Annotated in this window: 17 protein-coding genes; 15 read left to right on the top strand and 2 right to left on the bottom strand. The window is 65.2% G+C overall.

Features of this window, described 5'->3' with window-relative positions:
* Positions 1–181 precede the first annotated feature (181 nt).
* The 9 genes from HXX15_RS16740 to HXX15_RS16700 all read left to right on the top strand — a co-directional run bounded on the left by HXX15_RS16740 (position 182) and on the right by HXX15_RS16700 (position 13,884).
* Complete coding sequence (locus HXX15_RS16740) at positions 182–2,683, top strand: circularly permuted type 2 ATP-grasp protein (protein WP_296517449.1); 2,502 nt, start codon at positions 182–184, stop codon at positions 2,681–2,683.
* Positions 2,680–3,558 carry a transglutaminase family protein gene (locus tag HXX15_RS16735; protein WP_296517447.1) on the top strand — a complete coding sequence of 293 codons (879 nt, stop codon included), beginning with the start codon at positions 2,680–2,682 and terminating at the stop codon, positions 3,556–3,558. The genes HXX15_RS16740 and HXX15_RS16735 overlap by 4 nt, the downstream gene beginning before the upstream one ends.
* The gene (locus HXX15_RS16730; RefSeq protein ID WP_296517446.1) at positions 3,555–4,742 is read left to right on the top strand and encodes an NAD(P)/FAD-dependent oxidoreductase; all 1,188 of its coding nucleotides are present in this window, start codon (positions 3,555–3,557) and stop codon (positions 4,740–4,742) included. Before HXX15_RS16735 ends, HXX15_RS16730 begins: the two co-directional genes overlap by 4 nt.
* 260 nt (positions 4,743–5,002) lie before the next feature.
* Entirely contained in the window at positions 5,003–5,446 is a 444-nt protein-coding gene (locus HXX15_RS16725) for a cache domain-containing protein (protein WP_296517607.1), read from the top strand.
* Between the two features lie 41 nt (positions 5,447–5,487).
* Entirely contained in the window at positions 5,488–7,194 is a 1,707-nt protein-coding gene (locus tag HXX15_RS16720) for a HAMP domain-containing methyl-accepting chemotaxis protein (protein ID WP_296517445.1), read from the top strand.
* Between the two features lie 73 nt (positions 7,195–7,267).
* The gene (locus tag HXX15_RS16715) at positions 7,268–8,650 is read left to right on the top strand and encodes an ethanolamine ammonia-lyase subunit EutB (protein WP_296517444.1); all 1,383 of its coding nucleotides are present in this window, start codon (positions 7,268–7,270) and stop codon (positions 8,648–8,650) included.
* Positions 8,651–8,923: 273 nt separating this feature from the next.
* Entirely contained in the window at positions 8,924–10,510 is a 1,587-nt protein-coding gene (locus HXX15_RS16710) for a B12-binding domain-containing radical SAM protein (RefSeq protein WP_296517443.1), read from the top strand.
* 4 nt (positions 10,511–10,514) lie between these two features.
* Positions 10,515–11,300 (top strand): ethanolamine ammonia-lyase subunit EutC, encoded by a 786-nt coding sequence (eutC, locus tag HXX15_RS16705; protein WP_296517442.1) that lies wholly within the window; start codon positions 10,515–10,517, stop codon positions 11,298–11,300.
* Between the two features lie 217 nt (positions 11,301–11,517).
* The gene (locus HXX15_RS16700; RefSeq protein ID WP_296517441.1) at positions 11,518–13,884 is read left to right on the top strand and encodes an MMPL family transporter; all 2,367 of its coding nucleotides are present in this window, start codon (positions 11,518–11,520) and stop codon (positions 13,882–13,884) included.
* 72 nt (positions 13,885–13,956) lie between these two features.
* Here HXX15_RS16700 and HXX15_RS16695 read toward each other — a convergent pair whose 3' ends face one another.
* On the bottom strand, positions 13,957–14,457 hold the full coding sequence (locus HXX15_RS16695; RefSeq protein ID WP_296517606.1) for a hypothetical protein: 501 nt from the start codon (positions 14,455–14,457) through the stop codon (positions 13,957–13,959).
* Between the two features lie 446 nt (positions 14,458–14,903).
* Here HXX15_RS16695 and HXX15_RS16690 point away from each other — a divergent pair, with 446 nt between their 5' ends.
* The 6 genes from HXX15_RS16690 to HXX15_RS16665 all read left to right on the top strand — a co-directional run bounded on the left by HXX15_RS16690 (position 14,904) and on the right by HXX15_RS16665 (position 21,100).
* Complete coding sequence (locus HXX15_RS16690) at positions 14,904–15,137, top strand: cysteine rich repeat-containing protein (RefSeq protein ID WP_296517440.1); 234 nt, start codon at positions 14,904–14,906, stop codon at positions 15,135–15,137.
* Positions 15,138–15,354: 217 nt separating this feature from the next.
* Positions 15,355–16,233, top strand: coding sequence for a squalene synthase HpnC (gene hpnC / locus HXX15_RS16685; protein ID WP_296517439.1), 879 nt, complete (start codon positions 15,355–15,357; stop codon positions 16,231–16,233).
* A complete protein-coding gene (hpnD, locus tag HXX15_RS16680; protein ID WP_296517438.1) occupies positions 16,230–17,069 on the top strand; it encodes a presqualene diphosphate synthase HpnD in 840 nt (279 codons plus the stop codon). The genes hpnC and hpnD overlap by 4 nt, the downstream gene beginning before the upstream one ends.
* Positions 17,069–18,322, top strand: a complete 1,254-nt coding sequence (hpnE, locus tag HXX15_RS16675; protein ID WP_296517437.1) for a hydroxysqualene dehydroxylase HpnE — start codon at positions 17,069–17,071, stop codon at positions 18,320–18,322. The genes hpnD and hpnE overlap by 1 nt, the downstream gene beginning before the upstream one ends.
* Positions 18,323–18,392: 70 nt before the next feature.
* The gene (gene shc / locus HXX15_RS16670) at positions 18,393–20,357 is read left to right on the top strand and encodes a squalene--hopene cyclase (protein WP_296517436.1); all 1,965 of its coding nucleotides are present in this window, start codon (positions 18,393–18,395) and stop codon (positions 20,355–20,357) included.
* The gene (locus HXX15_RS16665) at positions 20,354–21,100 is read left to right on the top strand and encodes a phosphorylase (protein WP_296517435.1); all 747 of its coding nucleotides are present in this window, start codon (positions 20,354–20,356) and stop codon (positions 21,098–21,100) included. Before shc ends, HXX15_RS16665 begins: the two co-directional genes overlap by 4 nt.
* On the opposite strand, the gene hpnH is transcribed toward HXX15_RS16665, so the two are convergent.
* Entirely contained in the window at positions 21,029–22,189 is a 1,161-nt protein-coding gene (gene hpnH, locus HXX15_RS16660) for an adenosyl-hopene transferase HpnH (protein WP_296517434.1), read from the bottom strand. The two genes, HXX15_RS16665 and hpnH, sit on opposite strands and share 72 nt — an antisense overlap.
* Positions 22,190–22,208: the final 19 nt, after the last annotated feature.

The following is a 22,208-nucleotide window of genomic DNA, read 5'->3' as shown; positions in this document are numbered from 1 at the left end:
CTGTCAAGCGGCTGGCGCAAGTCGTGCGCGCGTCATTTGGTGCGGGGATATTGCCGCCAAACCGCTCACGCTGGGGCGGATCATGGGCTAGGGTGGCGATCCAGATGTTCTGTCCGCGACCAGGCGTGGCGGTCGGGACGTCTGATTCACCGCAGCATCGGAATTTTCGGGAGTCCAGTTCATGGCGGGAGACGCCGCCCAGGGCAGCAAGATTCGTCCGCGCGATCGGAAGGTCGCGCAGTGGACGCGCGACTATGTCCGGCTGCCCGGAATTCCCGACGAATTCATCGGCGCGGACGGTGCGCCGCGCGGAGTCTGGAGCCGGTTTCTCGAGGCCTTCGCGACGTTGTCGCCGGCCGACGTCGAGCGGCGGTTCGGCTCCGCCGACCGGCATCTGCGCGAGGCCGGCGTCACCTATCGGGCGCCCGGCGAATCCACCGACCGCGCCTGGTCGCTGAGCCATGTGCCGCTGCTGATCGACGACGTCGAATGGCAGCAGATTTCCGCCGGCATCGCGCAACGGGCGACGCTGCTGGAGCGGGTGCTGCACGATCTCTATGGCGAGGGACGGCTGGTCGCGGAAGGCGCGGTGCCGGCCGCGGCGATCGCCGGCAGCGCCGAATATCTCCGCGCGGTCTGTGGGGTCCCGCCGCCGGGCGGCCGCTATCTCTACCTGTACGCCGCCGATATCGGCCGCGGCCCCGACGGCCGCTGGTGGGTGCTCGGCGACCGCACCCAGGCGCCGTCCGGCGCCGGCTATGCGCTGGAGAACCGGCTGGTGCTGTCGCGCGCCTTCACCGATCTCTACAAGTCGATGAATGTCGAGCGGGTGGCGCCGTTCTTCGAGGCGTTTCGCGACGCTCTGCGCGCCAGCGCCGATCGCGACGAGCCGCGGATCGGGCTGCTGACGCCGGGCACCTTCAGCGAGACCTATTTCGAGCACGCCACGCTGGCGCGCTATCTCGGCTTCCTGCTGGTCGAGGGCGACGACCTCGCGGTGCAGGGCGACCGTGTCCACATCCGCACCGTCGCCGGGCTGAAGCGGCTCGACGTGCTGCTGCGGCGGGTGGATTCCAATTCGCTCGATCCGCTTGAGCTCGACGCCTCCTCGCAGCTCGGCGTGCCGGGCCTGATCGATGTATTGCGCAAGAATGGCGTGGTGATCGCCAACATGCCGGGCTCCGGCGTGATCGAGGCGCGCGCGCTGTTGGGTTTTTTACCGAATCTGAGCCGTCGCCTGCTCGGCGAAGACCTCAAGATGCCGCATATCGCGACCTGGTGGTGCGGACAGAATGCCGCCCGCGAGGAAGTGCTGGCGCGGCTCGACGACTTCGCGATCGAAGGCGCTTATGGCGGAAGCGTGCCGGGATTTCCCGGTAACGGCCCGGTGCTCGCGGCGGATCTGTCGGCCGCAGACCGCGACCGGCTGCGCACCGCGATCGGCAATCGCGGCATCGACTATGTCGGGCAGGAACTGGTGCGGCTGTCGACCACGCCGGTGTGGGACAACGGCAAGCTGGCGCCGCGGCCGTTCGTGCTGCGGGTGTTCGCCGCCGCGACCGCGAACGGCTGGACCATCATGCCCGGCGGATTTTGCCGGATCGCCGAGCGGCTGGATTCGCGGGCAGTCTCGATGGGCCAGGGCGCCAGCGCCGCCGACGTCTGGGTGGTATCCGACAAGGCGGTCTCGACCGCCTCGCTGCTGCCGGCGGTGGATACGGTGCGGATCCGGCGGATCGCAGGCTGGGTGCCGAGCCGCGCCGCCGACAATCTGTTCTGGCTCGGGCGCTATCTCGAGCGCGCCGAGTCGACGCTGCGGCTGGTGCGGGCGCTCAGCGTGCCGCAGCGTGACCCCGGCAAGGGGCCGCTGCACCAGTCGATCGACCGGATCCAACGGCTGCTGATCACCTGGGGCGCGACCTCGCTCGGGGCGCGATCGCAGCCGGCGAAGATCGCGATCGATGCGCTGCAGGGCGAGGAGGATTTCGGCTCGGCGCTGTCGCTGGTGCGAGCCGCGCAGCGCACCGCGACCTCGTTGCGCGAGCGGCTTTCGCCGGATGCCTGGCAGGTCATCACCCAGATGTCGGATCGTCTCGCGCAGAAGGTCGACGACGAAGACGGCGTCGTCAGCGCCGCCGAATTGACCCTGCAGGAACTGGCGAGCTTCGCCGGGCTCGCCCAGGAAAACATGAACCGCGCCGCCGGCTGGCGCTTTCTCAAGATGGGACGCCGCGTCGAGCGCGCCATCAACACCACGCGCTTCGCCCGCCAGTTCGCGCAGGACGACGCCAGTGGCGAGGATCTCGACATCCTGCTGACGCTCGGGGACTGCCAGATCACCTATCGCTCGCGCTATCTGCTGGCCCCGCTGCTGGCGCCGGTGCGCGACCTCGTCGTGCTCGATCCCTACAATCCGCGCTCGGTGGCGTTCCAGGTGCAGGCGTTGAACGATCATATCGGCAGCCTGCCCGCCCTGAAGGAGGACGGATTGATCGAGCGGCCGCAGCGGCTCGCGGTGGCGCTGCAGGCGATGCTGACGACCGCCGAGGCGTCCGCGCTCGACGCCAAGTCGCTGTTCGCGCTGGAGCAGGACCTGCTGACGCTCGCCGATGCGATCGGCTCGCACTACTTCCCGCACGGGGCGAGTGCGATGCGGCCCGAAAAGCTCACGGGGCTTGCGTGATTTACGACATCCGTCACGTCACCACTTACAGCTACAGCAGCCAGGTCAGTTTCGCGCGGTGCTCGCTGCGGCTGAAGCCGCTCAGCGACGCCGGTCAGCGCTTGATCTCGCACAGCGTCGATATCAAGCCGCGGCCGGCAAGCCGCGCCAGCCGGGTGGATTTCTTCGGCACCGACACCGAATGCATCCTGATCGAGGTCCCGCATCGGCTGCTGCGGATCGATAGCCGCTCACGGGTCGATGTGAGCCGCAAGGCGCCCGCCCGCGACGGCGGCAGCCCGGGGTGGGAAAGCGTGCGCGAGGCGGCGTTCGATTCATCCAGCCTCAGCGCCGGGGCGCCGATCGGCTATGTGTTCGCCAGCCCGCTGGCGCCGATCCAGGAAGCGGTCACCCGCTATGCGGTGCAGAGTTTTCCGCCGGGGCGCGGCATTCTCGCCGGCGCCGTCGACCTGATGCACCGGGTCCGCACCGAGTTTAAATACGACGCCAAGGCGACGGTGATCTCCACGCCGCTGCAGGAGGTGTTCGAGAAGCGCCACGGCGTCTGCCAGGACTTCGCCCATGTGATGATCGCAGGACTGCGCGGGCTCGGCTTGCCGGCGGCCTATGTCAGCGGCTATCTGCGCACCTATCCGCCGCCGGGCCAGCCGCGGCTGCAGGGCGCCGACGCCACCCATGCCTGGGTCTCGGTGTGGTGCGGCAACGAGACCGGCTGGATCGGGTTCGATCCGACCAACGATATCCTGGTCGAGCAGGACCACATCGTGCTCGCGGTGGGACGGGATTTCTCGGACGTTTCGCCGGTGGATGGCGTCATCGTCGGATCGCGCAAGCAGAAGCTCGCGGTGGCGGTGGACGTATTGCCGGTCGAATGAGCAAGCCTAACGCCTACGACGTCATCGTTCTCGGCGCCGGCGCCGCCGGCCTGATGTGCGCCGGCGTTGCCGGCCAGCGCGGCCGTTCGGTGCTGCTGATCGAGCAGGGCAATGCGCCGGGCGAAAAGATCAGGATCTCCGGCGGCGGCCGCTGCAACTTCACCAATCTGCACACCGGACCTGCGAACTTCCTATCGCAGAATCCGCGGTTCTGCGTCTCCGCGCTGGCCGGCTACACCCAGCAGGATTTCATCGCGCTGGTCGAAAAATACCGGATTGCGTATCACGAAAAGACCCGCGGCCAGCTGTTTTGCGACGGCTCGTCGCGGCAGATCGTCGACGTGCTGATGCAGGAGTGCCGGGCCGGCGATGTGCAGCTGCGGTTCGGCATTCGCAGCCCGGCGATTGCGAAGGACGCCGACGGATTCGTGCTGACGACAGAGCAGGGCGTCTTTCGTGCCCGCTCGCTGGTGATCGCCACCGGCGGCCCGTCGATTCCAAAAATGGGCGCCAGCGGATTCGGCTACAAGGTGGCGGAGCAGTTCGGCTTGAAGATCGTGCCGCCGCGCGCGGCTCTGGTGCCGCTGACATTTGCCCCGGATCTGCTGCCGCAATTTTCCGAACTGTCCGGCATCGCGGTCGATGCCGTCGTTAGTTGCGGCAAGGCGAGCTTCGACGAGGCGCTGCTGTTCACCCATCGCGGGTTGAGCGGCCCGGCGATCCTGCAGATATCATCGTACTGGCACGAAGGTAGCGAGATCGTCATCGACATGGCGCCTACGGTCGATCTGCTGGCCGAATTGAAACGGCTGCGCCGCGATCATCCCAGGCAGGAACCCGCGACCGCGCTGACCGAATTTGTGCCGAAGCGGCTCGCGCAGGCGATCGCCGACCGAACCACGGGTCCGCTTCGTCTCGCCGATGCATCCGACAAACTGTTGCAACAACTCGCGGCAGCGGTGAAGGAATGGCGAGTCCGGCCTAATGGGACCGAGGGTTTCCGCACCGCAGAGGTCACGCTCGGCGGCGTCGATACCAGTGAATTATCATCGAAGACATTTGAATCAAAGGCCGTGCCCGGTCTTTACTTCATCGGCGAAGTCGTCGACGTCACCGGCCAGCTCGGCGGCTTCAATTTTCAATGGGCGTGGGCGTCCGGCCACGCGGCAGCGCAGCACGCTTAGTACAAATCTGGCAGGTTACTGTGTGGGATCTTCGTTGACGATGCGATCGGTGAGCGATGGTATCAGGTAGCGTCTCGGCCCTTCGTCGGTTCCGATTAGCATAACTATCAAGCCGGCTTCGGGAACTCACGTAATAACCCTAGGTGGTTGTTAACCGATGGTTCGCGTTTTCGTGCGAGCTTTCATCGCGTCGGCGACCGCTCGGTCGCGCGTTCCAAATTCCTGGAGATTTGCACGTGGGCATTTCGATTTCGAAAATCATGGTCGTCGCCGCGGCGGCGGTATTGACCGCTTCCGTTGTCCCCGCCGCCGCCGAAAACGCCAGCAAGGATGATGCGATCGCCATGGTCAAGCAGGCGGTGACGCTGATCAAGGCGGAAGGCGGCGACAAGGCCTATCCGACGATCAGCGACAAGGCCGGTCCGTTCGTCAAGGGCGACCTCTACGTCGTCGTCTATCAGCTCGACGGCAAGGTGCTGGCGCACGGCTCGAACGCCAAGTTCATCGGCAAGGACCTGATCGACGCGCAGGATGTCGACGGCAAGCTTTACGTCAAAGAGCGGGTCGAGCTGGCCGCCAAGCAGCCGTCGTTCTGGCAAGAGTACAAATTCGTCAATCCGGTGACCAAGAAGGTCGAGCCGAAGGAAATGTACTGCGAAAAACTCGACAACACCGCGGTGTGTGCAGGCATCTACAAGCTGTAAGCGTCGTCGTCGATCGCCTTAGCGCGCATTGAAAGTCAGCTATGAGTCGTTGGATCAAGAGCGTCGGCCTGTCCTGGAAGGTGCAGCTGGCGCCCGCATTTCTCGTCGTCGTGCTGATCGGCCTCGGCGCCTATGCGCTGCATGCGCTGCGGCTCAATCAGGCAAGCGTCGACGCGCTGATCGCGGGCCCGGTACGGCAGTCGGAACTGGCCGCCGAGCTTAACTCCGCGGTCTGGACCGCGCATGCCAAGCTGTATCGCCTCGCGGCGACAGCGGCGAACGAAACCGACCAGAACAAGCTCGCCGCCGTCTCCAAGGAAGCGTTGGCGGCCGCGGCGAAGGTTCCCGATGCCTTGACGGCGATCGAAACGTTTCATGGCAGCGCGGCGATCAATCCCGCCGCGTTTCAAAAACTGAAAGCCGCTGTGACCGGCTATCTCAAACAATCGAAGAACGCGATCGAGATGGCGGACGGCGATGCCGGCTCGTCGATGATGTTCATCAAGAGCGCGGAACGGCACTTCGGCGAAATCGAGAAGCTGACCGATGAGTTGACGCTGGCCAGCAGCGAGAGCAGGGACCGCGAGGTTGCGCGCGCCGGACTGCAGCTCGATCAGCAGCAATTGACGCTGTCGGTGATCCTGCTGGTGGCGGCAGTCGCGGGTATTCTGGTTTCTCTGCTGGTGGGGCGCAATATCTCTCGCCCGGTGGTGGCGATGGCGCGCGCCATGCGCGAACTCGCGAGCGGAAATTTCAGCGTGCAATTGCCGGGGCTCAACCGCCTCGATGAGGTCGGCCAGATGGCGCGCGCGGTCGAGGACTTCAAGGTCCACGCTTCCGCCAAAGCCGAGCGCGAGCATGCCGATCGCGAGCAGAACGAGCGCCAGGCCGCGCTGGCGCGCCGCGCCGAACTGCATCAGCTTGCCGACAGCTTCGAAGCCGCGATGGGCAGCATCATCGAACACGTCGGCACGGCGTCCGGCGAACTGGAGACTTCCGCCGTCGGGCTGGCGAAGAGCAGCGCGGCGACCCAGCAGCTCTCCACCGTCGTGGCGGCGGCGTCGGCGGAGACGTCGCACAACGTTCAGGCCGTCGCTTCGGCGACCGAACAGATGGCGGCCTCGGTCAACGAGATCGGCAGGCAGGTCCAGGAATCCGGCAGCATCGCTGCGGAGGCTGTCGAGCAGGCCCGCAAGACCGACGAGCGGATCGCCAAACTGGCGCTGGCGGCGAGCCGGATCGGCGACGTCACCAAATTGATCACCGCGATCGCCGGCCAGACCAATCTGCTGGCGCTCAACGCGACCATCGAATCGGCGCGCGCCGGCGAGGCCGGCAAGGGCTTCGCGGTGGTCGCCCAGGAGGTCAAGGCGCTGGCGGCGCAGACCTCGAAGGCCACCGATGAAATCAGTCTGCAGATCGCCGAGATGCAGGCGGCGACCGAGGACTCGGTCGCTGCCATCAAGGAGATCGGCGGCACCATCGGGCGGATCTCGGGCATTGCCTCGACCATCGCCTCCTCAGTTGAGCAGCAGGGTGCTGCCACCCGAGAAATCGCCCGCAGCGTTCAGCAGGCGGCGGTCGGCACCAATCAGGTCGCCAACAGCATCGGCGACGTCAACCGCGGCGCGGCCGACACCGGTTCGGCGTCGTCGCAGGTGCTGTCGTCCGCGCAGATGCTGTCCAGCGAGAGCAACCGTCTCAAGGCCGAGGTGGTGAAATTTCTTGCGACCGTGCGGGTCGCCTAACCGAGTGCCGGATGGTAATTTGCGGTGAGCCGCATCGCTCCGCACGGGTGCGGGGCGCGGCGCCGGGAGCGCCATGATCTATCGCCACGCCATCGGCAACGTGTCCTTTGCGTTCGACGATCTGCGCGACCTGTTGGCCAAGGCCACGCCGCCGCGGTCCGGCGATCGACTGGCGGGTGTCGCCGCCTCCAGCGCTGAACAGATGGTCGCCGCCCGAATGGCGCTGGCGGATCTGCCGCTGACGCAATTCCTCAGCGAAGCGGTGGTGCCGTACGAAGACGACGAGGTCACCCGGCTGATCGTCGATAGTCACGACGCCGCCGCCTTTGCCGCGGTCGCGGCGCTGACCGTCGGCGGCTTCCGCGACTGGCTGCTGTCGGATGCGGCGACGCCTGCGGTGCTGGCGCGTCTTGCGCCCGGCATCACCCCGGAAATGGCGGCGGCGGTGTCGAAACTGATGCGCAATCAGGACCTGATCCTGGTGGCGAAAAAATGTGCGGTGATCACCCGGTTTCGCAACACCATCGGACTACCGGGCCGGCTCAGCGCGCGGCTGCAACCGAACCATCCATTCGACGACGAAAGGGGGATCACCGCCTCGATCCTCGATGGGCTCGTGCTGGGGTCGGGCGACGCCTGCATCGGCATCAACCCCGCCAGCGACGATCCCGTGGTGCTCGGCAATCTGGTGCGGCTGCTCGACGACGTCATCGTGCGGCTGCAGATTCCGACCCAGAGCTGCGTGCTGACCCACGTCACCACCACGATCAAGCTGATCGAGCAGGGCTGTCCGGTCGATCTGGTGTTTCAATCGATCGCCGGCACCGAGGCCGCCAATCGCAGTTTCGGCATCGACCTGGCGATGCTGGGCGAGGCCCGGCAGGCCGGGCTGTCGCTGCGGCGCGGCACCATCGGCGACAATGTGATGTATTTCGAGACCGGGCAGGGCTCGGCGCTGTCGGCCAATGCCCATCACGGCGTCGATCAGCAGACCTGCGAGGCGCGGGCCTATGCGGTGGCGCGGGCGTTCGATCCGCTGCTGGTCAACAGCGTGGTCGGCTTCATCGGGCCGGAATATCTCTATGACGGCAAGGAGATCATCCGCGCCGGGCTGGAAGACCATTTCTGCGGCAAGCTGCTCGGCCTGCCGCTCGGTGTGGACATCTGTTACACCAACCATGCCGAAGCCGATCAGGACGACATGGACACGCTGTTGACACTGCTCGGCGCCGCCGGCGTCAGCTTCATCATGGGCGTGCCGGGAGCCGACGATGTCATGCTGAATTACCAGTCGACCTCGTTTCACGACGCGCTCTATGTCCGCGACCTGCTCGGGCTGAAGCGGGCGCCGGAATTCGACGACTGGCTGGTGCGCGCGGGGTTGGCGGGCGCGGATTTTCGGCTGGCCGGGAGTGATGGGCTGGTGCCGGAATTTGCCTCCCGGCTGATCGCCTGACGCGCTGCCATGCGCCGCTGGCCCGGTGCCCTGCCGCAATCCGGCAGCTGCCGCCACAATCTTGAAGAAATTGTAGCCCAGCCTTGTACATCGTGGTTACATTGTGCGGCGCGGCTGCAACACTTGGGCATGGTTTTCTGACAAAGATGGAACGGCCTTGTGTCTTAACGGTTACAGCCGGCCTATCTGTTTTTCGCCGCCCTTCGAACCGCTCGGGATGATCCGGAAACCAAGGGAATACGGGTTCTATGAATCATTCGCAGAGGATGTCCGATGAGAGCTGAATCCAGTCTGAGTAGCCGTCGCATCCTGTGCGTTTTCCCGCGTTACACCTCCTCGTTCGGCACCTTCGAGCATGCCTATCCGCTGACCGACAACGTCCAGGCGTTCATGCCGCCGCAGGGCCTGCTGGTGATCGCGGCCTATCTGCCCGAGGAATGGTCGGTGCGCTTCGTCGACGAGAACATCCGGCCGGCGACGGCTGAGGATTTCGAATGGGCGGAGGCGGTGTTCGTCAGCGGCATGCATATCCAGCGTCAGCAGATGAACGATATCTGCCACCGCGCCCACGGTTACGGTCTCGCGGTGGCGATCGGCGGACCCTCGGTCAGTGCCTGCCCGGATCATTATCCGTCGTTCGATTATTTGCATGTCGGCGAACTCGGCGACGCCACCGATCAGTTGATCGCGCGGCTGGCGCATGATCCGTCGCGGCCGCCGCAGCAGGTGATCCTGACCACGGAAGACCGGCTCGACATGACGCTGTTTCCGATTCCGGCCTACGAGCTGGCGGAATGCAGCCGCTATCTCCTGGGCAGCGTTCAGTATTCCAGCGGTTGCCCGTATCAATGCGAATTCTGCGATATTCCAGGGCTGTACGGCCGCAATCCGCGTCTGAAGACGCCGGAGCAGATCGTCATCGAACTGGACCGCATGCTGGAATGCGGCATTCGCGGCTCGGTGTATTTCGTCGACGACAATTTCATCGGCAACCGCAAGGCCGCGCTCGACCTGTTGCCGCATCTGATCGAATGGCAGAAGCGCACCGGATTCGAGATCCAGTTGGCCTGCGAGGCGACGCTCAACATCGCCAAGCGGCCGGAAATCCTCAAGCTGATGCGCGAGGCGTATTTCACCACGATGTTCTGCGGTATCGAGACCCCGGATCCGGTGGCGCTGAAGGCGATGCAGAAGGACCACAATATGATGGTCCCAATCCTGGAGGGGGTGCGCACCATCTCCAGCTACGGCATCGAGGTGGTGTCCGGTATCATCCTCGGGCTCGATACCGACACCCCGGAGACCGGCGAATTCCTGATGCAGTTCATCGAGCAGTCGCAGATTCCGCTGCTCACCATCAACCTGTTGCAGGCGTTGCCGAAGACGCCGCTGTGGGACCGGCTGGAGAAGGAAGGCCGGCTGATCCACGACGACGGCCGCGAATCCAACGTCGACTTCCTGATGCCCTACGATCAGGTAGTGGCGACGTGGCGCGACTGTATGGCGCGCGCCTACGAGCCGGAAAAGCTGCTGGCGCGTTATGAATATCAGGTGCAGACGACCTATCGGAACCGCCTGCATCCGCCAGCGTCGCCGCAGCGCGCCTCGAAAGCCAACATCAAGCGCGGCCTGACCATCCTGCGCAACGTGCTTTGGCAGATCGGCGTGCTCGGCGATTACAAATGGGCGTTCTGGAAATTCGCCGCGCGCCGGCTGATTCGCGGTGACATCGAGAACCTGCTCAGCGTGATGCTGGTCGCGCATCATCTGATCGTGTTCGCCCGCGCCGCCTCGCGCGGCAGTGTCAACGCGTCGAACTATTCGGTGAGATTGCGCGAGGCGTCGGTGCCGGCGGAATAGCACGATGAATCCGCCCGCGACTTCGCTTCGCTCAATGCGCGATCTGCAGCGTCTGACCCCGGCGCGGGTCGCGCTGGGCCGCACCGGGGTCAGTCTGCCGACCGAGGCCCTGCTGGAATTCACGCTGGCCCATGCCCGTGCCCGCGACGCCGTCCATGCCGAGTTCGACAGCGGCAAAATCGCCGCCGGGCTCGCTGTGCTGGGATTGACCGCGCTGCCGGTGGCGAGCCGCGCGCGCGGGCGGAAGGATTATCTGGCGCGCCCCGATCTCGGGCGACAGCTCGACCCGGCGTCGCGCGAGGTGCTGGCGGGTGGTTCTGGCCGGTGCGATCTGGCTCTGATGATCGGCGACGGGCTGTCGCCGGTCGCGGTGCATAGCCATGCGCTGGAGGTGGTTCGCCAACTGATGCCGCGATTGTCCGCGGCAAACATTGGCGTCGGTGCGGCCGCGGTAGCGACTGGCGCGCGGGTCGCATTGGGCGACGAGATCGGCGCGCTGCTCGGCGCCCGCGCCATCCTGGTGCTGATCGGCGAGCGGCCGGGCCTGTCCGCCCCGCACAGTCTCGGCGCCTATCTGACGTTTGCCCCCAGGCCGGGGCGCACCGACGCCGAGCGCAATTGCGTGTCCAATATTCATGCCGCGGGGATCGGACACGACGAGGCCGCTTTCAAGATCGCTTGGCTGGTCCGCGAAGCGCTGTCGCGGCAGCTCTCCGGCGTGGCCCTCAAGGACGAAAGCGGAATCGTTGGGGCGTCCTGCGGCCTCGGTGAACTGACCGGGCCAGCATGACGTCACGCCGATTGATGAGCCCGATGGTTCGCGCGCAAGCTCGCGATGTTGCGTCGCGGGACGCGCTTGCGAGGACTCACGCAGACCTGCTACACACCCGGCGGTCACGGTTTTGTCGCGTATTTTCAAGTAATAGCGCAGATCCGGCGCGCTCCTTTGTCTTATTCGCGCCCGGGATCTATTCGATACCGAGCGAGCCGACAGGACTGGACCGCGCATGTTGAAGAAGAACGACGCCCCCGCCGACATCGAGCAGTCGAAACGGCGGTCGGTGAGCATCGCCTTCGGTCTCGAGCGTCTCGGGCTGATCGCGGTTCGCGCACCGATCCTGTCCTGCATCATTCTCGTCGTGCTGGTGGTCGCCGCCGTGTTCGGGATCCAGCGCATCAAGATCGACGATTCGCTGAGCCAGTTGTTCCGCTCCGACACCAAGGAGTATCGGCAATACGAGCAGGTGACCAAGCGGTTTCCCTCCACCGAATACGACGTGCTGGTGGTGGTCGAAGGCAAGACGCTGCTGGAGCGCGCCAATCTGGAAAAGATCCGCGATCTGGTCACCGACCTGCAGCTGGTTGACGGCACCCGCGGCCTGATCTCGCTGTTCTCGGCGCGGCAGGCCCCGGCGCCCGGCAAGTTGCCGGCGGCGCTGTTTCCGCAGGAACTGCCGGAGGGCGCCGACTACGACAAATTCATCGAGACGGTGAAGGCCAACGAGATCATCCGCGGCAAGTTGCTGTCCGAGGACGGCACGCTGGCGCTGATCGTGCTGTCGCTGGAGCCTGCGATCGTCGGCAACAACAAGCTCAACAAGACCGTCACCGAAATCCGCAAGATCATGGCGGAGGATCTCGCCGACACCGGGCTGTCGAAGCAATTGTCCGGCGTGCCGGTGATGCAGCTCGAGATCCGCAACGCGGTCGAGCGTGACGGCTTGATCTACAACGTCGCCGGGATTCTGGCGGGCTGCCTGATCGCGATCCTGTTCTTCCGCAAGATTTCCTTCATGATCGTGGCGGCGTTCCCGCCGCTGCTCGCGATCCTGCTGGCGCTGGGCGTGCTGGGCTGGGCCGGTTTCAGCCTCAACATGTTCCTCAACGTGATGACTCCGCTGATCATGGTGATCAGTTTCTCGGATTCGATGCAGCTGACTTTCGCGGCGCGCGACCGGCTATTGGCGGGCGAGGATCGATTCTCGGCGTTCCGCAATGCCGTGCTGGTGGTCGGCCCGGCCTGCGTGCTGACCCACGCCACCGCCGGCATATCCTTCCTGGCGCTGCAATTCTCCGATTCCGACCTGATCCGCGCCTTCGGCGAGGCCGGGCTCGCCGCCACCATCATCGCGCTGATCGCGGTGCTGTCGCTGGTGCCGGTGTTCGGCGTGCTGCTGGTCCGCCACGAAGAAGTGTTCGCCGCCAAGTTCAAGACCGCGGATGCCGGGGTCAACGCGCTGCGGCAGTTCTGCGCCTGGATCGCGGTGCGGATGGTGGGCCGCCCCGGGCTGTTCAGCCTGATCGCGGTGATCCTGGTCGGCGGGCTCGCCGTCGTCTATGCCAATCTGGAGCCGCGCTACCGGCTGGCCGATCAGGTCCCCGACAAGCAGCAGGCGGTAGAGGCCTCCGGCCGGCTCGACGCCAAGCTGACCGGCGCCAACCCGATCGACATCCTGATCGAATTCCCCAAGGGGCAGACGCTGTATTCACCGGAAACCCTGCAGACCATCGCCGACGTGCACAGCCTGGTCGAGAAGCAGGCCGGCGTCGGCAACGTCTGGTCGCTGGAAACGCTGCGCCGCTGGCTGGCCGAAAAGGCCGGCAGCAGCGACGTTGCCACGCTGCAGGAATATGTCGGCGTGATCCCGGAGCATCTGGTGCGGCGCTTCATCTCGGCCGATCAGACCGCCGTGGTGGTGTCCGGGCGGGTGCCGGATCTCGATTCCAGCCGGATCCTGCCGGTGGTGGACAAGCTCGACGGCTCGCTGAACGACGTGCGCAAGGCGCATCCCGGCTACGAGATCGCGGTCACCGGGCTGTCGGCGATCGCGGCGCGCAACAGCGCCAACATGATCCAGAAGCTCAACCACGGCCTGACCATCGAATTCGCCCTGGTGGCGATCTTCATCGGGCTGGCGTTCCGCTCCGTGGTGGTGATGTTCGCCTGCATCCTGCCCGGCATCTTCCCGGTGGTGCTGTCCGGTACGGTGCTGTGGGCACTGGGGGAGGGGCTGCAATTCGCCAGCGTGGTGGCGCTGACGGTGTCGTTCGGCCTCGGGCTCAGCGCCACGATCCACTTCCTCAACCGGCTGCGGCTGGAGACCACGCCGGGAACCAACGCCGCGCTCGCGGTCGAGCGCGCCACCGTGCTGGTCGGACCGGCGCTGATCCTGACCACGGTGGTGCTGGCCTGCGGCCTGGTGGTGACGGTGTTCTCGGACCTGCCGTCGCTGCGGCTGTTTGGCTGGCTCAGCGCGTTCGCGATGGTGGCGGCGCTGGTGGCCGACCTGTTCATCCTGCGGCCGACCGCGATGTGGCTGATCAATACGGCGGAGCGGCTGCGCGGCGGCAAACGCGAGAAGCCTGCGCAATAGGCGAGAATCTTTGGCAAAATAAACCCCTCGGATCGAATCGATCCGAGGGGTTTTCGGTTCGGGCCGGTCGCCCTATCCCTTGACCATGCTGATATTCACGCCGCGGATCTCGCCCTTGGAACTGATCTGAACGGATTGCTTGTTGCCCCGGGTGATCAGGGTCAGGTTGGCGGCGAATCCCGCCGCCTCGACGAACACCTCGATCTGGCCACCACCGGCGGTGCCCTGAAGATCACCGTTAATGTTGCGGCTGGACTCGGTCCAGCGCCCGGAGATGCGGTCGCCCTGGCTCACCACATTGCTGCTGAGCTCGAATTTGTAGCTATCGCTGGCGCAGCGCAACGACAACGACAGTTCCTTACCGCCACCGCCGGCCGTGTAGTTTGCCCGGCAGCGCAGCCGCTCCTTGCTTCCATCCGATAACGACACCGTTCCGGCGCCGGACCAAGCGCCGGAGAATCCGGCAAATGGGCCGGACTGCGCATGGCTCGCCGATGCCGACAGCAGCATCGCCGCGGCGATGCCTGCCGCCTTGAGCGCATGCGTTGAAAACGTGGAACGAAGCAGTCTCATTCTCGCAACCCCTGAATAAGAAATCCCGGCACGACGGCCTCGTCGCATCAGCTATTTAGTCTCGACACGGAACGGTAGGTTCAATTCTAATAATAAAGTCGATTGATGCGAACGCAATGACAGCCGCCGCAACTGCTGCGATTCGGCAAATCTTGGTTGAATGCAGGCGACTTGTTGTTCCGACGAATCTGGTCGAATTGTATCAATTCGCAGTCCGCGGGACACCAGGATCGTCGATCGGAGCGAGATTTTATCGAATTTCGGATTTTCGGCCAATGGCTCCGAGCATAACAGCGCCGGGGAACGATTCGAGCCAACGTAAATTTGGCCGCAATTGCGAGCGCAGTTGTAATTCGCCATGGTCGATCCGGGCGGTCGCCCGATCATGCGCCGGATGCCGGCGTGATCGACAATGCAATCTCCAATCGCCGAACTGAAAGAATACAATGCCGAAAATCTTCGTAGCTCTCGCCCTGCTGTTCGTCTCAATGTCCACCGGCGCTTTCGCGCAACAGCGCAGCGGCACGCAGCAGGAGCAGCAGGCCTGCTCGCGCGATGTCTCGCGTCATTGCCGCAAGGTGATGGATCAGGGCGATTTCGTCGTGCTGGCGTGCCTCAAAGAAAACCGTGAAAAACTGAGCTCCGCGTGCAACCAGGTGCTGCTCACCCACAACCAGTAGGCCGCCGGCCACCGCTGCCGGGTTCCCGGGGAGTCGCCAGGCGAGCGTCCACGGCGGTATCGCGGTGAGCCGGGTCCTGTCGGGTTTCCCGAAAGACCGGTCGATATCGTTGGTTTAGCCGACGGATTTCCCTTATATGGCGTCGTGATCGATCCCCGCCGTCCGGTGGCTGGATCGCGCGTCGCCCGTTTATGACCACACCAGTACAGCAGTGCCGATGACCTCCGCGAACGACTTGCGCTCCGGGAAGACCCACCGGGACGAGAATTTCCCGGTCGCGTCGTGGATCATTCATCCGCGGCACCGGGGGCTGATTCTCGCCTTCTACAATTTCGTCCGCACCGCCGACGACATCGCCGATCACGCCTCGCTCGATGGCGCCGCCAAGCTGTCCTATCTCGACCTGCTGGAAGCCGAGTTGCTCGGGCAGGGCGACAGCCAGCCCGAGGCGGTCAATCTGCGCCGCGCGCTGGCCGAGCGCGCGATGCCGCCGCGCCACGCGCTGGACGTGTTGACCGCCTTTCGCATGGATGTCACCAAGCTGCGTTACGAGAACTGGGACGAAGTGATCCACTATTGCCGCTATTCGGCGATGCCGGTGGGGCGGTTCATGCTCGACGTCCATGGCGAGAGCACATCGACCTGGGCGGCCTCGGACGCGCTGTGCGCGGCGCTTCAGATCAACAATCATCTGCAGGATTGCGGCAAGGATTATCGCGACCTCAACCGGGTCTATCTGCCGCGCGACACGCTCGAAGCCGCCGGCGCCGATGTTGAAGCGCTCGGGCAGACGCGCTCGTCGCCGGCGCTGCTGCAATGCTTGCATGCGCTCGCAGCGCGCAACGAGGGCCTGCTGGCGCAGAGCATATCGCTCGGTGCCGAAGTGAAGGATCTTCGGCTCGGACTGGAAATTTCCGTGATCCAGGCCTTCGCCGACAAGATCGTTCGCCTGCTGAAGCTCCGCGATCCGCTGAGCGAACGGGTGCATCTGAAGCCGATCGAGTTGCTGGCGCAGAGCGCCGGCGGCATCGCCTCGGAGCTGGCGCGCCGCATGATCGGCCGGCGGCCGCTGTCGAATCCGGCGCCGCGCGCATGAACCATCAATCATCGACCGCGCCGGCGGAACATCAGGGCGTTGCGCATGGCAGCTCGTTCTACGCCGCGATGCGGATTTTGCCGCGCGCGCAGCGCGAGGCGATGTTTCAGGTCTACAGCTTCTGCCGCTACGTCGACGATATCGCCGATTCCGACGGGCCGCGCGATGAGCGGCTGGCGGCATTGCAGCAATGGCGCGAGGACATCGACGCGCTGTATCGCGGCGAGCCGCCGGCGCGACTGCGCGACTATCAGGAATCGCTGCGCGAATTCGGCCTGAAGCGCGAGGATTTTCTCGCCATTATCGACGGCATGGAAATGGATGTGCCGGCGGAGATCAGGGCGCCCGACGAAGCCACGCTGGATCTGTATTGTGATCGCGTTGCCTCCGCGGTCGGTCGGCTGTCGGTGCGGATCTTCGGCCTGCCCGAGGCCGACGGCATCGAGCTCGCGCATCATCTTGGACGCGCACTGCAATTGACCAATATCCTGCGCGACATCGACGAGGATGCCGGGATCGGCCGGCTGTATCTGCCGCGCGAAGGTCTGCTGCGCGCCGGCATCACCAGCACCGATCCGTCGGTGGTGACGCAGCATCCGGCGCTGACGCTGGTGTGCGCGCCGCTGGTCGAGCGCGCGCAGGCGCATTTCAAGGCCGCCGACGCGGTGATGAATCGCAACCTTCGCCGCGTGGTGCGGGCGCCGCGGATCATGTCGAAATACTATCACTCGATCCTGCAATTGCTGATCGCGCGGGGCTTCGCGCTGCCGCGCGCGCCGGTCCGGCTCGGCAAGGCGTCGCGGATCGCGATCCTGCTGCAATACGCGATCATCTGATGCCCGGAACCGTCCACATCATCGGCGCAGGCGTGTCGGGGCTTTCGGCCGCGATCCGACTTGCCGACGCCAACGTCAAGGTTCAGGTCCACGAGGCGATGCAGCAGGCCGGCGGCCGCTGCCGGTCCTATTTCGACGCCGCGACCGGGTTGACGATCGACAACGGCAATCATCTGCTGCTGTCGGGCAACCGCGCCGCGGTCGGCTACGCGCGTTCGATCGGCACCGAAGCCGGGCTGGTCGGGCCGCCAAGCGCCGAATTCCATTTTGTCGACGTCGGCACCGGCAAGCACTGGCAGCTCAAGCTCGGCGATGGCCGGCTGCCGCTGTGGGTGCTCGACCAAGGCAGCCGCGTGCCGGACACCAGCCTGCTCGATTATTTAGCATTGATGCCGCTGATCTGGGCATCGCCGAACCGGCTGATCGGCGACACCATCAAGTGTGAGGGCACGCTGTATCGGCGGCTGGTGCAGCCGTTGCTGCTGGCGGCGCTCAACGTCGATCCGCCGGAAGGCTCGGCCGGGCTCGCCGGCGCCGTGGTGCGCGAGACCTTGCTGGCGGGCGGCCAGGCCTGCCGGCCGCTGATCGCGCGCGACGGCCTGAGCGCGGTGCTGGTGGAGCCCGCGGTCGAGAAGCTGCGAAACAGCGGCGCCGGCGTTCATTTTGGCCATGAGCTGCGCGGGTTCGCGAGCGCGGGCGACCGTCTCAGCGAGCTGAATTTCGGCGACGACGCCGTGGCGATCGGGCCCGATGACGCAGTGGTGCTGGCGGTGCCGCCGCGCCCGGCGGCGGCGCTGCTGCCGGGGCTGCAAACGCCGGGCAAATATCGCGCGATCGTCAATGCGCATTTCCGTTTCGCGCCGCCGGCCGGGCTGCCGGCGCTGACCGGGGTGATCGGCGGGCTGGTCGAATGGCTGTTCGCCTTCCCGAACCGGTTGTCGGTCACCATCAGCAATGGCGATCGGCTGGTCGACCTGCCGCGCGAGCAGCTGGCGCTGTCGATCTGGCAGGAAATCTGCAAGATCGCCGGCATCGAGGCCGAGCTGCCGCCGTGGCAGATCGTCCGCGAGCGCCGCGCCACCTTCGAGGCGACGCCGGAGCAGAATGCGCTGCGTCCCGGGCCGGTCACCCGTTACAAAAACCTGTTTCTCGCCGGCGACTGGACTGATACGGGGTTGCCGGCCACCATCGAGGGCTCGGTGCGGTCCGGCAACCGCGCGGCCGACCTCGTTCTGGTGATGCGTCAGGCCTGATCCCGGGCAGGCCACGGCGCCCGACCCGACCTAAGACCTAGCGTATGAGCGTGGAGTGATAGCGAACAAGATGGAATCCGGCATTTACAATTCAGCATCCGCGGGCGGCGATCCGCTCGAGGCCAGCATCGCGGCGGCGCGCCAGGCGTTGCTGAGCCACCGCCAGCCCGACGGCCATTGGGTGTTCGAACTCGAGGCCGATTGCACCATTCCGTCCGAATACGTGCTGCTGCGACACTATCTCGGCGAACCGGTCGACGCGGCGCTGGAAGCCAAGATCGCGGTCTATCTGCGCCGTACCCAGGGCGCCCATGGCGGCTGGCCGCTGGTGCAGGACGGCGACTTTGACATGAGCGCCAGCATCAAGGCGTATTTCGCGCTGAAGATGATCGGCGACGACATCGACGCGCCGCATATGGCACGGGCGCGCGAAGCGATGCGGTCGCGCGGCGGCGCCATCCACGCCAACGTGTTCACTCGCTTCATGCTGTCGATGTTCGGGATACTGACTTGGAACAGCGTGCCGGTGCTGCCGGTCGAGATCATGCTGCTGCCGATGTGGTCGCCGTTCCATCTCAACAAGATTTCCTACTGGGCGCGCTGCACCATCGTGCCGCTGATGGTGCTGGCGGCGCTGAAGCCGCGCGCGATCAATGCGCTCCAGATCGGCCTCGACGAACTGTTCCTGCAGGACCCGAAGTCGATCGGCATGCCGGCGAAGGCGCCGCACCAGAACTGGGCGCTGTTCAAGCTGTTCGCCAGCATCGACGCGGTGCTGCGCGCGCTGGAGCCGTATTTTCCGAAACGGCTGCGCGCCTATGCGATCCAGAAAGCGGTCGACTTCGTCGAGGAGCGTCTGAACGGCGAGGACGGTCTCGGCGCGATCTACCCGCCGATGGCCAATACGGTGATGATGTACAAGGTGCTGGGCTATCCGGAGGATTATCCGGGGCGCGTCATCACCCGCAGGGGCATCGACAAGCTGCTGGTGATCAACGACGACGAAGCCTACTGCCAGCCCTGCGTGTCGCCGGTGTGGGACACCTCGCTGACCTGCCACGCGCTGCTGGAGGCCGGCGGCGCGGAGACGGCCCTGCCGGTGAAGCGCGGACTAGACTGGCTGTTGCCCAAGCAGGTGCTCGACCTCAAGGGCGACTGGGCGGTGAAACGTCCCGACGTCCGCCCCGGCGGCTGGGCGTTCCAGTACAACAACGCCCATTATCCCGACCTCGACGACACCGCCGTGGTGGTGATGGCGATGGACCGCGCCCGGCGCGAGATCCCCAATCCCGACTACGACAACGCAATCGCGCGCGGCCGCGAATGGATCGAGGGCATGCAGAGCCGCGACGGCGGCTGGGCCGCGTTCGACGTCAACAATCTCGAATATTATCTCAACAACATCCCGTTTTCCGACCACGGCGCGTTGCTCGATCCGCCGACCGAGGACGTCACCGCGCGCTGCGTCTCGATGCTGGCGCAGCTCGGCGAGACCGTCCAGAGCAGCAAGGCGGTCGCCGACGGCGTCGCCTATCTGCGCAACACCCAGCTGGCGGAAGGCTCGTGGTACGGTCGCTGGGGCCTGAACTACATCTATGGCACCTGGTCGGTGCTGTGCGCGCTCAACGCCGCCGGGGTCGACCATCAAGACCCGGCGATGCGCAAGGCGGTGGAGTGGCTGGTGTCGATCCAGAACGCCGATGGCGGCTGGGGCGAGGCCGCGACCAGCTACCGGCTCGACTACCAGGGGTTTGAGGCCGCCCCGACCACCGCCTCGCAAACGGCATGGGCCTTGCTTGCCTTAATGGCCGCGGGCGAGGTCGGGCATCCGGCGGTGGCGCGCGGGGTGGAGTACCTGAAAAGCACACAGACCGAAAAAGGTCTTTGGGATGAGCAGCGCTACACCGCAACGGGCTTTCCGCGGGTATTTTATCTGCGTTATCATGGCTACGCAAAGTTCTTTCCGCTCTGGGCGTTGGCGCGGTATCGAAATTTGAGGAGCACCAACAGCAAGGTGGTAGGGGTCGGAATGTGATTTTGGGGGCAGGGGGCGAATCGTCCGCGGTCAATTCAATTGATCCGCGGCCGATACTGGTTGTGACTGGTCTGGTTCAGGAAGCCAGGATCGCGGCGGGACCCGGATTGACGGTGATCTGCAGCAGCAGTGATCCGATGCAATTGCGGATGCTGCTGGAGGTGTTCGACCCGGCCACGGTACGCGGAGTTGTCAGCTTCGGGGTCGCCGGCGGGCTCGATCCCAGGCTGAAATCCGGCGATGTGGTACTGGCCACCGAAGTTATGGCGGGCGCCCGGCGCTGGGACGCAGCGACCGATCTCAGCGAGGAACTGCTCGGCGGGGCTGATTTCGAACGTCAGCGGATCGTCCGTGGCGGACTGGTCGGCGTCGAGCAGGTGGTCGGCGAACGCGCCGCCAAGGCCGCGCTGCATTCCGAGACCGGCGCCGCCGCGGTCGATATGGAAAGCCATATCGCGGCCGCCTACGCGTTCGATGCGGGCCTGCCGTTCGCGGCGCTGCGGGTGATCAGCGATCCCGCCAACCGCGCGTTGCCGAAGCTGGTGGCCACCGCGGTCAAGCCAAATGGCGGCATCGACCTGCGCAAGGTGTTGCGCGGCGTCGCCCGTAACCCGGCGTCGATCCGGTCGCTGGTTTCGACCGGGATTGACTTCAACCGTGCCTTGCGCAGCCTACGCGGCTGTCGGGGCTTTATGCTTGACGGCATTCTGGGCAGCGGCGGCTTCGTCGCTGCGGATCTCTGACAGCCGTTTCTGCACTTCCGACGAGAAGATGTACTGCGCCGGGCGCTGGTGATCGAGATTGATCTCCGGCGCCATCGGCCCTTCGGTACGGATGCCGCGAATCGCGACCCAGAGCGCTTTCAACGGATTGACCAGCGAGGCATTCGCGGCGGTCGGCTCGTAGCCGCAATGCGCCATGCAGTCGGCGCATTTTTCGTATTTGCCGGTGCCGTAGGTCTCCCAGTCGGTGGTCTCCATCAATTCCTTGAAGGTCTTGGTGTAACCCTCGCCGAGCAAATAGCACGGCTTCTGCCAGCCGAAGATGTTGCGCGCCGGCATGCCCCAGGGGGTGCACTCGTAGGACTGATTGCCGGCGAGGAAATCCAGGAACAGGCCGGAATGCATGAAGTTCCACTTCTTGCCCTTGCCGAGCGCGAACACGTCGCGGAACAGCTTCTTGGTCTTGGTGCGGTTCAGGAAGTGCGCCTGATCTGGCGCGCGCTCATAGGCGTAGCCCGGCGACATCGAGACGCCGACGCCGAGCTCGGTGGTGAAATCCATGAACTTGGCGATGTCCTCGGCGGCGTGGCCGTCGAAGATCGTGGCGTTGACGTTGACGGCGAAGCCCTTGGCCTTGGCCGCCTTGATCGCCTTGACGGCGCGATCGAAGGTGCCGACCTGCGACACCGCCTTGTCGTGGTGGTCGCGCATGCCGTCGAGATGCACCGAGAAGAACAGATAGGGCGACGGCTCGAACAGATGCAGCTTCTTTTCCAAGAGCAGCGCGTTGGTGCACAGCGACACGAACTTCTTGCGTGCCACCAGGCCGCGCACGATCTCGCCGATCTCGCGATGGATCAGCGGCTCGCCGCCGGGGATCGCCACCATCGGCGCGCCGCATTCTTCGGCGGCGTCCCAGCATTCCTGCGCCGTCATCCGGCGGTCGAGAATGGCATCGGGATAATCGATCTTGCCGCAGCCGACGCAGGCCAGGTTGCAGCGAAACAACGGCTCGAGCATCAGCACCAGCGGATAGCGCTTCCGGCCGAGCATCTTCTGCTTCACCAGGTAGGCGCCGATCCGGATCTCTTTAAAAAACGGGATTGCCATTACGAGTTTCTCTTTCAAA

The organism is Rhodopseudomonas sp., assembly GCF_013377015.1.
Classification (GTDB): domain Bacteria; phylum Pseudomonadota; class Alphaproteobacteria; order Rhizobiales; family Xanthobacteraceae; genus JARJEH01.
This window is presented reverse-complemented; position numbering and strand designations above follow the sequence as displayed.

Coding starts and splice junctions, on each gene's coding strand:
- HXX15_RS16740 (WP_296517449.1), top strand. CDS start 182: ATGGCGGGAGACGCCGCCCAGGGCAGCAAGATTCGTCCGCGCGATCGG.
- HXX15_RS16730 (WP_296517446.1), top strand. CDS start 3,555: ATGAGCAAGCCTAACGCCTACGACGTCATCGTTCTCGGCGCCGGCGCC.
- HXX15_RS16725 (WP_296517607.1), top strand. CDS start 5,003: ATGGTCGTCGCCGCGGCGGCGGTATTGACCGCTTCCGTTGTCCCCGCC.
- HXX15_RS16720 (WP_296517445.1), top strand. CDS start 5,488: ATGAGTCGTTGGATCAAGAGCGTCGGCCTGTCCTGGAAGGTGCAGCTG.
- HXX15_RS16715 (WP_296517444.1), top strand. CDS start 7,268: ATGATCTATCGCCACGCCATCGGCAACGTGTCCTTTGCGTTCGACGAT.
- HXX15_RS16710 (WP_296517443.1), top strand. CDS start 8,924: ATGAGAGCTGAATCCAGTCTGAGTAGCCGTCGCATCCTGTGCGTTTTC.
- eutC (WP_296517442.1), top strand. CDS start 10,515: ATGAATCCGCCCGCGACTTCGCTTCGCTCAATGCGCGATCTGCAGCGT.
- HXX15_RS16700 (WP_296517441.1), top strand. CDS start 11,518: ATGTTGAAGAAGAACGACGCCCCCGCCGACATCGAGCAGTCGAAACGG.
- HXX15_RS16695 (WP_296517606.1), bottom strand. CDS start 14,457: ATGAGACTGCTTCGTTCCACGTTTTCAACGCATGCGCTCAAGGCGGCA.
- HXX15_RS16690 (WP_296517440.1), top strand. CDS start 14,904: ATGCCGAAAATCTTCGTAGCTCTCGCCCTGCTGTTCGTCTCAATGTCC.
- hpnC (WP_296517439.1), top strand. CDS start 15,355: ATGACCTCCGCGAACGACTTGCGCTCCGGGAAGACCCACCGGGACGAG.
- hpnD (WP_296517438.1), top strand. CDS start 16,230: ATGAACCATCAATCATCGACCGCGCCGGCGGAACATCAGGGCGTTGCG.
- hpnE (WP_296517437.1), top strand. CDS start 17,069: ATGCCCGGAACCGTCCACATCATCGGCGCAGGCGTGTCGGGGCTTTCG.
- shc (WP_296517436.1), top strand. CDS start 18,393: ATGGAATCCGGCATTTACAATTCAGCATCCGCGGGCGGCGATCCGCTC.
- hpnH (WP_296517434.1), bottom strand. CDS start 22,189: ATGGCAATCCCGTTTTTTAAAGAGATCCGGATCGGCGCCTACCTGGTG.